The sequence below is a fragment of the Pseudomonas sp. KT_2_4 genome (assembly GCF_041410225.1).
GTDB classification, from domain to species: Bacteria; Pseudomonadota; Gammaproteobacteria; order Pseudomonadales; family Pseudomonadaceae; genus Aquipseudomonas; species Aquipseudomonas paracarnis.
This window is the reverse complement of record NZ_CP166962.1, coordinates 4,687,189-4,701,871: the sequence shown is the minus strand read 5'-3', so window position 1 is coordinate 4,701,871 and position 14,683 is coordinate 4,687,189. Positions and strand designations below refer to the sequence as shown.

Below are 14,683 nucleotides of genomic sequence, written 5' to 3'. Positions count from 1 at the left end.
TGGCGTAGCCTTTGGTTTCGGCTGCGCGCTTGTGGTTAAATACGGCGTCTTTTGCCCCGAGGCTTTCAACGGGGCGCTCATCATAACAGGACGGCCCCGCCCAAGACAGCGGCCGTCATAGGGACGCAAGCCGCCATGCAAGTGAAACACCTGCTGCTGATCGCCATCCTCGCCATGACTGCTGCTTGCTCGTCAACAAAGGACGTCGTCGACGAAAACCTGAGCGAAGTCGAGCTGTACCAGCAAGCTCAGACAGACTTGGACAATAATAGCTTCACCAGCGCCACAGCGAAGCTGAAGGCATTGGAGTCGCGTTACCCGTTCGGCCGCTATGCCGACCAGGCCCAGCTTGAGCTGATCTACGCCAACTACAAGAACGCCGAGCCGGAAGCTGCCAAGTCCGCTGCCGAGCGTTTCATCCGCCTGCACCCGCAGCACCCGAACGTGGACTACGCCTACTACATGAAGGGCCTGACCTCGTTCGACCAGGATGTTGGCCTGCTGGCGCGCTTCCTGCCGCTGGACATGACCAAGCGCGACCCGGGTGCTGCGCGCGACTCCTATAACGAGTTCGCCCAGCTGACCAGCCGCTACCCCAACAGCCGCTACGCGCCGGACGCCAAGCAGCGCATGATCTACTTGCGCAACCTGCTGGCTTCGTACGAGATCCACGTGGCCCACTACTACCTGACCCGTCAGGCTTATGTGGCCGCCGCCAACCGTGGCCGCTACGTGGTGGAAAACTTCCAGGAAACCCCGTCCGTGGGTGACGGCCTGGCCGTGATGACCGAGGCTTACCAGCGTCTGCACCTGGACACACTGGCGACGACCAGCCTGGAAACCCTGAAGCTCAACTACCCCGACCACCCTAGCCTGAAAGACGGCCAGTTCGTGCCTCAGGTTGCCGAAGCGGACAACCGTTCGTGGCTGAGCAAGTACACCCTGGGCCTGATCGAGTCCCGTCCACCACTGCCGCCGGGTGAAACTCGCGCCAACCAGGACGTGATCAAGATGTACCAGGACGCCAAGGACGCTATTCCTTCGGATCTCAAGCCGCACGACGAGAACGGTGACGTGATCGAAGAAGAAGAGCCGCAAGCCCTGGGCAACAACCAGGACCGCTCGTGGTTCAGCTACATGACCTTCGGTGTGTTCGACTGATTGTTCGACGCAACGCAAAAGGGAGCTCTGAAGGAGCTCCCTTTTTTATGAGCGAGTATTTATTGCCCTGTGCGCCCGTGACCACCTTGGCTAAACTGGCGCATTCCTTGTCGAGAAACTGCCCATCATGCTTCGTCTACTGTTCTGGATTGCCGTCATTGCTGCCGCGGTATGGTTCTGGCGCAAATTCAAAAAAAATGCCTCCCATCAGCAACGGCCTGCCGAACCGGATGCGGCCCTGATGGTGCGTTGCGCCCACTGTGGCGTGCACCTGCCGCAGGACCGCGCACTGAGTTCACGCCAGGAATGGTACTGCACCCAGGCGCATCTGGAACAAGGGCCAAAGTCTATTCAGCGTTGAGGCGACCTGCGGGGGCGTAAGGCGCTGGATCGATGATCGGAGCCCGCGCCAGCAGCAAGTCGGTGAACAACTGGCAAGATGCCGGTGCGAGTACCAGACCATTGCGGTAATGCCCGCAATTGAGCCACAACCCCTTGAAGCCAGGGACCTCACCGATAAACGGTATACCTTCGGGGGAGCCAGGCCGTAAACCGGCCCAATGCCCGACCACCTCGGCGTCCGCCAAGGCGGGAATCAGTTCCAGCGCAGACGCCTTGAGGCTTTCCAGCGCGGTGTCGGTTGGCGTCTTGTCGAATCCTTCATGCTCCAACGTGCTGCCGATCAGGATGTGCCCATCCCGCCGGGGAATCGCATAACGCCCCTTGGCCAGGACCATGCTGGATAAAAAGTCGGACGCGCATTTGTACAGGATCATTTGGCCTTTGACCGGCTCCACGGGTAGCCCCAAGCCCAGCGTACCCAACAATTGTCCGCTCCAGGCGCCGGCCGCGAGCACCACCTGATCCCCCAAAACCTGGCCCGTAGCGGTATTCACACCCACCACCCTGCCGTCGCCGAGCACAAAACCCGACACATCGCATTGCTCGCAAATCGTCACGTTCGGCAACGCCAGCAGGGCCGCCTTCAGTGATTTGACCAGGCGCGGGTTGCGTACGTTGGCCACATCGGCCATGTAGATCGCCTGAGAATAGCCGCCCCCCAACACCGGCACCGCGTCATGGGCCGCAGATACGTCCACCTTGCTCAACGGTCTCCCTTCACGGGCAGCCCAGGCCAGTGCTTGCGCTTCGTCATCCAGGTCGAGCCAATACAACCCCGTGGTATGTACCTCTGGATCGACGCCGGTCGCTGCAAACAGCCGTTGCGCCAGTTGCGGGTAAAAATCCTGGGACCAATGGGCCAAGGCAGTGACCGCCTGGCTATAGCGCCACGGGTACAAGGGCGAGACAATCCCACCGCCCGCCCAGGAAGACTCTTGCCCAAGCCCACCGCGCTCCAGCAGCGTGACCGCCTGGCCCTCACTGGCGAGGTTGTACGCCGTCAACAGCCCGATTACTCCGCCGCCGACAATCACCACTTGCTGTTGCTTAGCCATCATTTGATCCAGCCGATAAACAGGGAAAGGCGCGCCCGGCGCCCACGCTTCAAGTACGCTCATCCTTGCCCCCAGCAGACCTTGGGCGACATTTCAGGCCCTGCTCCCGGGTTGCCGCGCATACCGGTGCTGGTCAAGCTGAATGCTGCGCATGCGTCGTTCGCCATGACCGAGTCCGCAGCGGGAGTGGCGAGCAGGTCAAAATCCTGAGGGTTGAGGACGGTACTGATTCTATAATGATCATTGCCCGCGCTGACGTCGCCTGCATCAATAAAAGTGCCATTCCTCGTATAAGAACGCTCCAGGTGCTGGGCCTGTTCGCTCAACAACGCGACGATCTGCGCCCGATACACCTTCTTCACCTGGCTGAGGTACCCGGGATACGCAATCCCGGCCAGCAACGCGATGATCGCCACGACGATCAGTAACTCAATCAGGGTAAAACCCTGGCTCTCCTTGCCCATCCGATTGCTCCTTATTGAAGTTGCCGCCATAAGACCCGTCGAAACTTGACGCGGCCGCCCTCCTCCACCCGTGCATAGACCGTCTCCAGCACCGTGCGCGTTTGCCCCGCAAGCCCGACCGAGGTGACACGAAAAAGTGTGCCTAAGGTTTGGGGGGGTAAATGAGCAAGCCCTGCACCTTCCCCAAGAGATTGAATGCCATAAAACCCATCCTTCAAGGCGAGCCAGGTGACCGCCGAGACCGGGTTCGTCCCGGCCGCCGTCAAGGAAGACGCTTCAGCAGGCGGCGCACAACGGATGATCGAGTGGCAGACAGGCATCGCCTGGCCAACCTTTTGCACGGTCGACTCCCCCAATCTCAGGCCGCTTTCGGCAGATTGAAACGATTGATTGCGATGCCACAGGCTGCTCGCGACTTTTTGCTGGGAGACCGCAGCCTGTATTGATGACAGTCCCACTTGCGACAGCACCAACAGGAACACCAGACTGATCAGCAGCACCATCCCGGTCTGCCGTACATGAATGCCGCCATGCATGATCATTGCCCCTACCCCAGCCGATTTCGCAGTGCCGCCACGACACTATAGGTCTGGTCCTTCACCCGCCCAGCGGGGTCTTGAAGGGTCATGAGGATGCGCACGCTACGTATCAGCGACTCATCGGCGGGATGGCTGTCATAGCGCTCCACAACTGTTGATGCCGAGGTGGCTGCCATGCCGAAGCTGACGTCGAATGCCCTTACGTTATCCATCAATACCGCCCTGGCCGGCGCCGCCGGGGTACTGATCTTCAACTGGCCCGATTCGTAGGTGTAGGTAAGTTGGCGTATGCCAAAGCGAAGTTGGCCGGGCTCGGCGCCGGGTGGCGTGCCTGCATAAGCCCTGGCCGCCTCCTTGCAGTCGGACAACACTGTCCAGTCAGGCCTGCCGACGCCATCGCCGACATTCGCGGTCACCAGCGTCAATGACTTCGCACTCCCTGCCGCTTCCCAGCTTATCGGCCGATCAAAGGCAACCGGAGCATTGTCGATAGCCGCCACGGCCAAACACCCCAGCATGCCCGCCTGGCGAATATCCTGGGTGATCTTGCTCAGCACAAAGCGCGCATCATCCTGCAGCACCATGGCGGCCTGCTGGCTGGCATGGGTCAATCGCGAGCTGATCAGTATCTGGCTTGCCCCCAGTATCATGACCAACCCGATGGCGAGCGCCAGCAACACTTCCACCAGGCTGAAACCTCGCCCAAGACGCTTCATTGCGACACTCCCTGTTCATTGCTGATGCGACTGGTCAGGGTGAAGGTTTCCCGCGCCCCAGGGCGATTTGCTGCCCGAGCATCCGCCCAACTGATGCTGATGGTGACCTCGTGCCCGTTCACCACCACTGATCCTTTGGCATCCTCGCCGGCAAAACCCATGATATTGGCTTCGAAATCGTGCAGGTCCAGGTCACGTACGCTGGCGGTGGCAGTGCTGGGTGGCGCCAGCTCCGCCCGGCCCCATGTGTAATCGGCGCCAGCATTGCTGCGAATGCGGTCGAGCATGTCGTAGGCAATAAAACTGGCTTGGCTGGTCATCCTGGCGCTGTTGGTGTACTTGAGCGCGTTGAGTTGCAGCACCGCAGCGCCCATCAGGCCGATCGCCAAAATCAACAGCGCGACCAGCACCTCGACCAGTGTCATGCCGGATTGGCGCAAGTGAGCAACGCGCAGGAATCGGTTCTGGCAGGCAGGCATTTCCGTCGTCATCCATGTCGAAGGCCGGAGAAAAAAGCAGGCAAGGCCTGCTGTGCGACCCAAGACTAGCGTCGGTTTTCGAGCGGCGCTGCTCCCGGAACAAAGGGAAATACTTTGGACATAAAGGCCATCATCCAGCGCCAAGGACCAAGCGCTATACCTAGAAAACCCACTCGTGCCCATGGAGGGAACGCACATGAAACAAAAAGGATTCACCCTGATTGAAATGCTGCTGGGGCTGATCGTCACCAGTTTTCTCGCGCAACTGGCCGTACCCGGTTTCAAGGGCTTGCTTGAATCGCAACAACGACAAAACGCGGCCCAAGCACTCGCCTCCGGGCTGCGCTACGCACGCACCGAGGCCATCGCGCGCAACCGGGCGGTGGTCATTCATGCAAAGGACGAGGACTGGAGCCTGGGATGGCGCGTGATACTGGATGTGAGTGGGCGCGGCCACCTGGATGACGACAATCCAGTATTGCTGGAGCGCGAGGGCAATGGGCGCGTGTCGGTGGCCGGGAATGGCCCGGTTACGAGCCAGGTGCGCTTCAGCGGCCTGGGGGAGCCGGTGTTTGCCGGCGGGGGATTTCGTGCCGGCACCGTACATGTGTGTGACAAGGACCAGGCACAGAGCCTGTATCAGATCGTGCTGGCCCCCAGCGGGCGCATCAGCCTGCGCAGTGACAAGACCGAACAGGCATTATGCCGAGGCTATTCCAGCACCCTGGCCGTCAGAGCAGCGAGCGGACCCGCAGTTCCTTGGGCATGGAGAACGTGATGTTTTCTTCACGGCCCGCCAGCTCATCGGCGCCGGTGGCACCCCAGGCTTGCAACTGTTGGATCACACCGCGCACCAGTACTTCCGGAGCGGAGGCGCCCGCCGTGATGCCGATACGCTCGACACCGTCGAACCAGCTGCGCTGCATATCTTCGGCGCCGTCGATCAGGTACGCCGGTGTGGCCATGCGCTCGGCCAGCTCGCGCAGGCGGTTGGAGTTGGAACTGTTAGGGCTGCCGACCACCAGCACTACATCGCATTCGTCCGCCAGTTGCTTGACCGCATCCTGGCGGTTTTGCGTGGCGTAGCAGATGTCATCCTTGCGGGGGCCGCCAATAGCAGGAAACCGCGTGCGCAGGGCGTCGATGACGCGGCTGGTATCGTCCATGGACAAGGTGGTCTGGGTGACGAAAGCCAGACGATCAGGGTTGTGTACCTGCAAGTTGGCAACGTCTTTTTCGTCTTCCACCAGGTAGATGGCGCCGCCGTTGCTGGCGTCGTACTGGCCCATGGTGCCTTCGACCTCCGGGTGACCGGCATGGCCGATCAGGATGCATTCGCGACCGTCGCGGCTATAACGGGCCACCTCGATGTGCACCTTGGTCACCAGCGGGCAGGTGGCATCGAACACTTTAAGGCCACGGCCAGCCGCTTCGGTACGCACGGCCTGGGACACGCCATGGGCACTGAAGATGACGATAACGTCGTCGGGTACCTGATCGAGTTCTTCGACAAAGATCGCACCGCGTGCGCGCAGGTCTTCGACCACGAACTTGTTATGCACGACTTCGTGGCGCACATAAATCGGCGGCCCGAAGACCTCCAGGGCGCGGTTGACGATTTCGATCGCCCGGTCCACGCCAGCGCAGAAGCCACGGGGGTTGGCGAGTTTGATTTGCATGCTGTGCCTCGTGCCTTGCAGGCCAAGAAATTGGATCAACTCAGCTCTATAGAATAAGCATCTGTGGGAGCGGGCTTGCCCGCGATGCAAACGACTCGATGTATCAGATACACCTAGGTGATGCTATCGCAGGCAAGCCAGCTCCCACACAAGCCAGCCCCACAGGAACCGGTTTCGTCAGTTAGAGCGCTTTAACGTCGATGATTTCAACATCAAACGTCAAGGTTTTACCGGCCAACGGATGGTTGAAATCGATGGTCACTTGCGCATCATCGAAGGCTTTAACCACACCGGGCAATTCGGTATTGGCCGCATCATTGAAGATCACCAGCAAACCTTCCGACAGGTCCATACCTTCGAACTGCGAACGCGGGATGATCTGCACGTTTTGCGGGTTGGGTTGGCCGAAAGCGTTTTCCGGCAGGATCTGCAGGTTGCGCTTGTCGCCCGCCTTGAACCCGAACAATGCCGCTTCAAAACCAGGCAGCAGGTTACCGTCGCCAACCTTGAAGGTCGCCGGGGCTTTGTCGAAGGTGCTGTCGACCGTGTCGCCATTTTCCAGGCGCAATGCGAAATGCAAAGTGACTTCCGTGTTCTGGCCGATGCGTTGCTCAGCCAATACCTGATCAGTCATTGACGGTTTCTCCGGTTTTCTTGCTCTTGAACATATCCAGCGCCAGCATGATTGCACCAACGGTGATGGCGCTGTCGGCAAAGTTGAACGCCGGGAAGTAGTGGCGGTTCTGCCAATGCACCAGGATGAAGTCGATCACATGGCCCAGGGCGATGCGGTCATACAGGTTACCCAGCGCGCCGCCCAACACCAGGGCCAGCGCGATAGCCAGCCAGGTGTCGTCGCGGCCCAGGCGCTTGAGCCACACCACCAGCACGGCACTGACCACCACGGCGATCAGCGCGAACAGCCAGCGCTGCCAGCCACCGCCATCAGCGAGGAAGCTGAAGGCGGCACCCGTGTTATAGGCCAGGGTCCAGCTGAAGTAATCCGGGATCACCACGATTTGCTGGAACATTTCCAGGGAGCCCTCGAAGTGAGCCTTGCTGACCTGGTCAATGACCAGCACCAGCAGGCTCAGTACGAGCCAGCCCAGACGTCCGAAACGACTGGCTGTATTAGGCATAGTGACGAACCTCGCCTTCACCGCTGATGTTGTCGACACAACGACCACAGATTTCCGGGTGCTCAGGGTTCACGCCGACATCTTCACGGCAGTGCCAGCAACGGGCGCATTTAGGGAAGGCCGACTTCACCACCTTGAGCTTCAGGCCCGGCACCTCGGTGACCACGGCATCTGCCGGGGCCTGGGCGAAAGGTGCCAGGCTCGCGGTGGAGGTGATCAGTACGAAGCGCAGTTCGTTGCTCAGCTTGGCCAGGTCGGCAGTCAGGCCGTCCTCGGCAAACAAGGTGACTTCGGCTTGCAGGTTGCCGCCCACGGCCTTGGCCGCACGCTGAACTTCCAGCTCCTTGTTCACCGCAACCTTGACAGCCATGACGCCTTCCCAGTACTCGCGGCCCAGTTCGAAGTCGGCCGGCAGTTCGGTCAGGCCTTCGTACCAGGTGTTGAGCATGACCGACTCGTTACGCTCGCCCGGCAGGTATTCCCACAGCTCGTCGGCGGTGAACGCCAGGATCGGCGCGATCCAGCGCACCAGCGCTTCGCTGATGTGGTACAGCGCGGTCTGCGCCGAACGGCGAGCCTTGCTGTTGGCGCCGGTGGTGTACTGGCGGTCCTTGATGATATCGAGGTAGAAACCGCCCAACTCCTGCACGCAGAAGTTGTGGATCTTGGAGTAGACGTTCCAGAAGCGGTATTCGCCGTAGTGTTCCTGCAACTCGCGCTGCAACAACAGGGTACGGTCCACGGCCCAACGGTCCAGCGCGAGCATGTCTTCGGCCGGCAGCAGGTCGGTGGCCGGGTTGAAACCGGTCAGGTTCGACAGCATGAAGCGCGCGGTATTGCGGATACGACGGTAGGCGTCGGCGCTGCGGGCCAGGATCTGGTCCGACACGGCGATTTCACCCGAATAATCGGTGGAAGCCACCCACAGACGCATGATGTCGGCGCCCAACGTATCGTTGATCTTTTTCGGTTCGATCACGTTCTTCAGCGATTTGGACATCTTGCGGCCCGTCTCGTCGACGGTGAAGCCGTGGGTCAGCAGCTCGCGGTACGGCGCGTGGTTGTCGATGGCGCAACCGGTCAGCAGCGACGAGTGGAACCAGCCACGGTGCTGGTCCGAACCTTCCAGGTACAGGTCGGCACGCGGGCCGGTCTCGTGGCCCATAGGGTGCGAACCGCGCAGCACGTGCCAATGAGTGGTGCCCGAATCGAACCACACGTCGAGGGTGTCGCTGATCTTGTCGTACAGCGGCGCTTCATCGCCCAACAGCTCGGCGGCGTCCAGCTTGAACCAGGCTTCGATGCCTTCCTGTTCAACGCGCTGGGCCACGACTTCCATCAGCTCGACGGTGCGCGGGTGCAGCTCACCGCTTTCCTTGTTCAGGAAAAACGGGATCGGCACGCCCCAGTTACGCTGGCGGGAGATGCACCAGTCAGGACGGTTGGCGATCATCGAGTGCAGGCGCGCCTGGCCCCAGGCCGGGACGAACTTGGTGTCTTCGATGGCTTTGAGCGAGCGTACACGCAGGGTGTCGCCGCTGGTCGGCTCTTTGTCCATGCCGATAAACCACTGCGCCGTAGCGCGGTAGATCAGCGGGGTCTTGTGACGCCAGCAATGCATGTAGCTGTGCTGGATGGTGGCGGTTTGCATCAACGCACCGACTTCACGCAGCTTTTCGATGATCGGCTGGTCAGCCTTGAAGATGAACTGGCCACCGAAGAACTCGAGCGAAGGCACGTAGACGCCATTGCTCTGCACCGGGTTGATGATGTCATCGTTGACCATGCCGTACTTCTTGCAGATCACGAAGTCGTCCACCCCATAGGCAGGCGAGCAGTGGACAATGCCGGTACCCGAACCCAACTCGACGTAGTCAGCCAGGTACACCGGCGACAGACGGTCATAGAACGGGTGACGGAAGTTGATCAGCTCCAGCGCAGAACCAGTGGTGGTGGCGATCACCGAACCTTTTAGTTCGTAACGCGCCAGGCACGACTCGACCATTTCTTCGGCCAGCACCAGCAGGCGATCACCGACGTCCACCAGGGCGTAGGTGAATTCCGGGTGCACGTTCAGCGCCTGGTTGGCCGGGATGGTCCACGGGGTAGTGGTCCAGATCACGATGGCCGCTGGCTTGCTCAGGCTTGCCAGGCCAAAGGCCTCGGCCAGCTTGGCGTCGTCGGCGATCGGGAAGGCCACGTCGATGGTCGAGGACTTCTTGTCTTCGTACTCCACTTCCGCTTCGGCCAGGGCCGAACCGCAGTCGAAGCACCAGTTCACGGGCTTGAGGCCCTTGAACACGAAACCGCCCTTGACGATTTCAGCCAAGGCGCGGATTTCACCGGCCTCGTTCTTGAAGTTCATGGTCTTGTAGGGGTTGTCCCACTCGCCCAGCACGCCCAGGCGGATGAATTCGGACTTCTGGCCTTCGATCTGCTCAGTGGCGTAGGCACGGCACAGTTCGCGGGTCTTGTCCGCGCCCAGGTTCTTGCCGTAGGTCACTTCAACTTTATGCTCGATCGGCAGGCCATGGCAGTCCCAGCCCGGAACGTACGGCGCGTCAAAGCCCGACAGGGTTTTGGAGCGCAGGATCATGTCCTTGAGAATCTTGTTCAGCGCATGACCGATATGAATCGTGCCGTTGGCATAAGGAGGGCCGTCGTGCAGGACGAATTTCGGACGATCCTTGCCAATTTCGCGCAACTTTCCGTACAGGCCAATACTGTCCCAGCGCTGCAGGATCTGCGGTTCGCGCTGTGGCAGGCCGGCCTTCATTGGGAAGGCGGTGTCCGGAAGGTTTAGCGTGGCTTTATAGTCGGTCATTTAAGGCTCTTCGGTTAGCGATGGGCGCTAGGTGCGGCTAGTGCACGGGCGGCGGCGACATCCGCATTGATCGCCGTTTTCAACGCCTCCAGGGAGGCGAAACGCTGCTCTTCACGCAGCTTCTGGTGGAAAACCACCGTCAAACGCCGGTCGTATAAATCACCGGCAAAATCCAAAAGGTGAACTTCCAGGTGGGCCTTGCCATCACCTGCAACCGTGGGCCTGACGCCTATATTGGCGACTCCTGGCCACGATTGGCCGTCGATGTCGACGCTTACCAGGTAAACCCCGGTCAGCGGCACACGACGGCGCTTGAGTTGCACGTTGGCGGTTGGCGTGCCCAATTGGCGCGCCAGCTTCTGGCCGTGCAATACCCGTCCGGCAATGCGGAACGGGCGACCGAGCAAACGCTCGGCCAGGTCGAAGTCGGCGGCGGCCAGGGCGTTACGCACCTGGGTGCTGCTCACGCGCAGGCCGTCCAGTTCGACGGTTTGCGCGGCTTCGACAGTGAAACCCTGATTGACGCCGGCATGTTGCAGGAAATCGAAATCCCCGACCCGGTCACAACCGAAATGGAAGTCGTCGCCGACCTCCAGGTGCTGTACACCCAAGCCGTCCACCAGGATGCGGTCGACGAACTCGGCGGCGCTGAGGCTGCGCAAACGCTGGTTGAATGCCAGGCAGAGGACACGGTCCACGCCCTCCTCCGCCAACAGTTGCAGCTTGTCCCGCAAGCGCGCCAAGCGGGCCGGCGCGGTTTCGGGGGTAAAGAACTCCCGCGGTTGTGGCTCAAAAATCACCACGCAGCTGGGCACGCCCAACTCGACCGCACGCTCGCGCAGCCGAGCCAGGATAGCCTGGTGGCCACGGTGAACACCGTCAAAGTTGCCAATAGTGGCGACGCAGCCCCGATGCTCGGGGCGCAGGTTGTGGAGACCTCGAACCAGCTGCATAACGCGCTTCTTGCTCATAAAGTGGTCGATTATAACCACACCCAGCCCCGGACGACAGGCAACTGCGCAGGCCAAATGGGTCGAATCGATAAAACAACCGTTTTATCGCGGCAAAGTCTCTATCCCAACGACTTGCGATTGAAATCACGCAGGCGGAAACCCTGCAACAGCAACATCCCGAAGTACACCGCCACGCCCGCGACCACCAATACACCCAGGCGCATGAAGCGCTCCAGCATATTACCTTGGTCCCAGGCCGGCATGAGGTGCATCAGGGCAAAGAGCACAACCGACATCGCGGCGACCGCCACCAGCAGCTTGAGCGCAAACACGCCCCAGCCGGGCTGTGGTTGATACATCTGCTGTTTACGCAATTGGTAAAACAGCAGGCCTGCGTTTATACATGCCCCCGCGCTGATCGCCAAAGCCAGGCCGGCGTGGGCCAGCGGGCCGATAAACACCAGGTTGAGCAGTTGCGTAACCACCAGGGTGAAAATCGCGATTTTCACCGGGGTACGGATGTTTTGCTGAGCGTAGAAGCCGGGCGCCAGCACCTTGATCACGATAATGCCGAGCAGGCCGACAGAGTAGGCGACCAGCGCATGCTGGGTCATCAAGGCGTCATGGGCGTCGAACTGCCCGTATTGAAACAGCGAGACCGTCAACGGTTCGGCGAGGATGCCCAGGGCCAGGGCGCACGGCAACACCAGCAGAAAGCATAGGCGCAGGCCCCAATCGAGTATGCGTGAGTATTCCTGGCGATCCTTGCTGGCGTAGGTACGCGCCAGGGTCGGCAGCAGGATGGTGCCCAACGCCACGCCCAGCACACCGGATGGCAATTCCATCAGGCGGTCGGCGTAGTACATCCACGACACCGAGCCGGATACCAGCAACGAGGCGAACGCGGTGTTGATGATCAGGGAAATCTGACTGACCGACACCCCGAGGATCGCCGGCAGCATGTTGCGCATCACGCGCCAGACGCCGGAATCCTTGAGGTTCAAGCGCGGCAGTACAAGCATGCCGATTTTTTTCAGGTGCGGCAGCTGGTACAGCAACTGTGCCAGGCCGCCGGCCAGGACCGCCCAGCCCAGGGCCATGACGGGCGGATCGAAATACGGCGTAAGGAACAACGCAAAAATAATCATGCTGACGTTCAGCAAGGTCGGCACAAAGGCCGGTACCGAGAAACGATTCCAGGTATTGAGGATCGCCCCGGCGAGCGAAGACAGGGAAATCAGCAATATATAAGGAAAGGTCACCCGCAGCAGATCAGTGGTCAGCGCGAACTTTTCCGGCGTATTGGCAAAACCGGGCGCCGTGGCCCAGATCACCCAGGGCGCGGCGAGCATCCCGACGATGGTTACCAGCATCAGCACCAGCGTCAGCAAACCTGAGACGTAGGCGATAAACGTACGGGTCGCCTCCTCGCCATGCTGGGTCTTGTACTCGGCCAGAATCGGCACGAACGCCTGGGAAAACGCGCCTTCGGCAAAGATCCGCCGCAACAGGTTGGGCAGTTTAAAGGCAATAAAGAACGCATCCGTGGCCATGCTGGCGCCAAAGATGCGGGCCAGCAGGGTGTCACGCACGAACCCCAACACCCTGGAAATCATCGTGATAGAGCTGACGGCAGCCAACGATTTGAGCAGATTCATTGAAAGAGTTTGCGCCTATAGATAAAGAGCAGGCGAACTACGCGCCCACTTATGCGATACTGCGCGCCTGCAACAGCACAGAGCCAAAGCTCGCGAGTTTACAGGTCAAGCGCCGGAAATAAATCACCCGCCTCTTCAGATCGACCACTCAGCAGTTCGCATCAGCCGCCCTTGACAACCCGTCAAGTCATCGGCATGATTCGCGGCCTATTTTGTTTGCTATTTCCTAAAAAGTCTTTCGAGGAGCTCGACGGTGGCCAACACACCTTCCGCCAAAAAACGTGCAAAACAGGCTGAGAAGCGTCGCAGCCACAACGCCAGCCTGCGTTCCATGGTTCGCACCTACATCAAGAATGTAGTCAAAGCCATCGACACCAAAGACGCTGAAAAAGCTCAAGCAGCTTACGTTCTGGCTGTGCCTGTTATCGACCGTATGGCCGATAAAGGCATCATCCACAAGAACAAGGCCGCTCGCCATAAGAGCCGCCTGAATGGCCACATCAAGGCTCTGAGCGTTCCTGCTGCAGCCTAAGTGGTAACAACTGCCACGTAGCCCAGGTTGCGTAACAGTTAAGAAATGCCCCGTACCGAAAGGTCCGGGGCATTTTTGTTTGCCCCTGAAAACTGTAGGAGCGAGCTTGCTCGCGAAGATCGTTAACGATGACGCGGGAAGCCTGGCGCCCCGCGGGGTTCTAAGGTTTTTCGCGAGCAAGCTCGCGCCTACAGAAAGTTGATCGGGAATATTCTCAAGGCAAAAAAAAACGCCCCGAACCAGTCGGGGCGTTTTTGATACCGATTGATCAAACCGCAATCAATGGTGATGACCGCCTTCACCGTGGACGTGGCCGTGAGCCACTTCTTCCTGGGAAGCGTCGCGGATGGCCACGATCTTCACTTGGAAGTTCAGGCGCTGGCCAGCCAGAGGGTGGTTGCCGTCAACGGTAACGTCGTCGCCGTCCAGGTCGCGGATGGTGACGATCTGCATTTGGCCGTCCGGCGCGGAAGCGTGGAACTGCATGCCCACTTCCAGCTCATCAACACCTTCGAACATGCTGCGGCTCAAGGTGCTGACCAGTTCGGCGGAGTATTCGCCGTAGGCATCTTCAGGTTCTACGGCGACGGTCAGTTCGTCACCGACGTTCTTGCCTTCCAGAGCCTTTTCCAGGCCCGGGATGATGTTACCTGCGCCTTGCAGGTAAACCAGCGGCGCGCCGCCGGCGGAGCTGTCGATGACCTCACCAGCGTCGTTGGTCAGGGTATAGTCGATGGAGACAGCCTTGTTAGCGGCGATCGTCATGGGGCGAGACCTTTTGCATAAGAATGAAGAACGGACAAGTCTAAACAAGGATTTGCCCGAAAGCGAACGGAACCCGGACGGACGGGGCCGATCAACGGTCACGATCACAGGTTTTCATCAGGACGACGATGGCCACTGGGTGGCCGAGCTGTCCTGCGGCCACACCCAGCACCTGCGCCACCAACCGCCCTGGCAGTCGCGCGCCTGGGTGCTCGACCCCGCGCAACGCCTTGAAAAAATAGGCCAGGCCTTTGCGTGCGGCTGGTGTGCGCAAGGGCACGAATAACGATAACCTTGGCGCCTGATTCGCGGTAGGC

17 protein-coding genes and 1 pseudogene are annotated in these 14,683 nt (G+C 60.1%); 6 read left to right on the top strand and 12 right to left on the bottom strand.

All coding sequences use genetic code 11. The annotated features are described in order from the left end of the window. Window positions 1-135 precede the first annotated feature (135 nt). Window positions 136-1,161, top strand: coding sequence for an outer membrane protein assembly factor BamD (locus tag AB9N64_RS21575; RefSeq protein WP_003188421.1), 1,026 nt, complete (start codon window positions 136-138; stop codon window positions 1,159-1,161). A 127-nt stretch (window positions 1,162-1,288) separates the two neighbouring features. After that, on the top strand, window positions 1,289-1,522 hold the full coding sequence (locus tag AB9N64_RS21570; protein WP_014716865.1) for a PP0621 family protein: 234 nt from the start codon (window positions 1,289-1,291) through the stop codon (window positions 1,520-1,522). Here the strand turns inward: AB9N64_RS21570 and thiO are convergent. From thiO to pilV, 5 genes are read right to left on the bottom strand one after another with little or no spacing between them, the layout of a single operon-like run. Further along, window positions 1,509-2,618, bottom strand: coding sequence for a glycine oxidase ThiO (gene thiO / locus AB9N64_RS21565; RefSeq protein ID WP_014716864.1), 1,110 nt, complete (start codon window positions 2,616-2,618; stop codon window positions 1,509-1,511). The genes AB9N64_RS21570 and thiO overlap by 14 nt on opposite strands. A 59-nt stretch (window positions 2,619-2,677) precedes the next feature. Then, complete coding sequence (locus AB9N64_RS21560) at window positions 2,678-3,082, bottom strand: type IV pilin protein (RefSeq protein ID WP_014716863.1); 405 nt, start codon at window positions 3,080-3,082, stop codon at window positions 2,678-2,680. A gap of 11 nt (window positions 3,083-3,093) precedes the next feature. Next, the gene (locus AB9N64_RS21555; RefSeq protein ID WP_019817500.1) at window positions 3,094-3,624 is read right to left on the bottom strand and encodes a PilX N-terminal domain-containing pilus assembly protein; all 531 of its coding nucleotides are present in this window, start codon (window positions 3,622-3,624) and stop codon (window positions 3,094-3,096) included. Between the two features lie 5 nt (window positions 3,625-3,629). Next, window positions 3,630-4,337, bottom strand: coding sequence for a PilW family protein (locus AB9N64_RS21550; protein ID WP_014716862.1), 708 nt, complete (start codon window positions 4,335-4,337; stop codon window positions 3,630-3,632). Continuing rightward, a complete protein-coding gene (pilV, locus tag AB9N64_RS21545) occupies window positions 4,334-4,816 on the bottom strand; it encodes a type IV pilus modification protein PilV (protein ID WP_014716861.1) in 483 nt (160 codons plus the stop codon). Before pilV ends, AB9N64_RS21550 begins: the two co-directional genes overlap by 4 nt. A 196-nt stretch (window positions 4,817-5,012) precedes the next feature. Between pilV and AB9N64_RS21540 the strand changes: the two genes are divergently transcribed. Beyond that, window positions 5,013-5,594: a GspH/FimT family pseudopilin gene (locus tag AB9N64_RS21540; protein ID WP_019817501.1), complete on the top strand. Its 582-nt coding sequence runs from the start codon at window positions 5,013-5,015 to the stop codon at window positions 5,592-5,594. Here the strand turns inward: AB9N64_RS21540 and ispH are convergent. From ispH to murJ, 6 genes are all read right to left on the bottom strand, one after another. After that, window positions 5,548-6,495, bottom strand: coding sequence for a 4-hydroxy-3-methylbut-2-enyl diphosphate reductase (gene ispH / locus AB9N64_RS21535; protein ID WP_003188409.1), 948 nt, complete (start codon window positions 6,493-6,495; stop codon window positions 5,548-5,550). The two genes, AB9N64_RS21540 and ispH, sit on opposite strands and share 47 nt — an antisense overlap. A gap of 181 nt (window positions 6,496-6,676) precedes the next feature. Further along, the gene (locus AB9N64_RS21530; RefSeq protein ID WP_169855857.1) at window positions 6,677-7,114 is read right to left on the bottom strand and encodes a peptidylprolyl isomerase; all 438 of its coding nucleotides are present in this window, start codon (window positions 7,112-7,114) and stop codon (window positions 6,677-6,679) included. Between the two features lie 7 nt (window positions 7,115-7,121). Further along, window positions 7,122-7,634 carry a signal peptidase II gene (lspA, locus tag AB9N64_RS21525; RefSeq protein WP_014716859.1) on the bottom strand — a complete coding sequence of 171 codons (513 nt, stop codon included), beginning with the start codon at window positions 7,632-7,634 and terminating at the stop codon, window positions 7,122-7,124. Then, window positions 7,627-10,458: an isoleucine--tRNA ligase gene (gene ileS, locus AB9N64_RS21520; protein WP_019817502.1), complete on the bottom strand. Its 2,832-nt coding sequence runs from the start codon at window positions 10,456-10,458 to the stop codon at window positions 7,627-7,629. The genes lspA and ileS overlap by 8 nt, the downstream gene beginning before the upstream one ends. Window positions 10,459-10,472: 14 nt before the next feature. Beyond that, a complete protein-coding gene (gene ribF / locus AB9N64_RS21515; protein WP_003188404.1) occupies window positions 10,473-11,411 on the bottom strand; it encodes a bifunctional riboflavin kinase/FAD synthetase in 939 nt (312 codons plus the stop codon). Window positions 11,412-11,530: 119 nt separating this feature from the next. Continuing rightward, window positions 11,531-13,069 (bottom strand): murein biosynthesis integral membrane protein MurJ, encoded by a 1,539-nt coding sequence (murJ, locus tag AB9N64_RS21510; protein WP_014716857.1) that lies wholly within the window; start codon window positions 13,067-13,069, stop codon window positions 11,531-11,533. Between the two features lie 253 nt (window positions 13,070-13,322). Here murJ and rpsT point away from each other — a divergent pair, with 253 nt between their 5' ends. Together rpsT and AB9N64_RS21500 are read left to right on the top strand one after the other, a co-directional pair. Further along, window positions 13,323-13,601, top strand: coding sequence for a 30S ribosomal protein S20 (rpsT, locus tag AB9N64_RS21505; RefSeq protein WP_003188401.1), 279 nt, complete (start codon window positions 13,323-13,325; stop codon window positions 13,599-13,601). 106 nt (window positions 13,602-13,707) lie between these two features. Further along, a pseudogene (locus AB9N64_RS21500) lies at window positions 13,708-13,794 on the top strand (outer membrane lipoprotein carrier protein LolA); the annotation flags it as partial. An 86-nt stretch (window positions 13,795-13,880) separates the two neighbouring features. Here AB9N64_RS21500 and AB9N64_RS21495 read toward each other — a convergent pair. Then, window positions 13,881-14,366 (bottom strand): peptidylprolyl isomerase, encoded by a 486-nt coding sequence (locus AB9N64_RS21495; protein ID WP_003188398.1) that lies wholly within the window; start codon window positions 14,364-14,366, stop codon window positions 13,881-13,883. Here AB9N64_RS21495 and AB9N64_RS21490 point away from each other — a divergent pair. Further along, on the top strand, window positions 14,365-14,652 hold the full coding sequence (locus AB9N64_RS21490; protein WP_102666761.1) for a DUF3565 domain-containing protein: 288 nt from the start codon (window positions 14,365-14,367) through the stop codon (window positions 14,650-14,652). The two genes, AB9N64_RS21495 and AB9N64_RS21490, sit on opposite strands and share 2 nt — an antisense overlap. Window positions 14,653-14,683 lie beyond the last annotated feature (31 nt).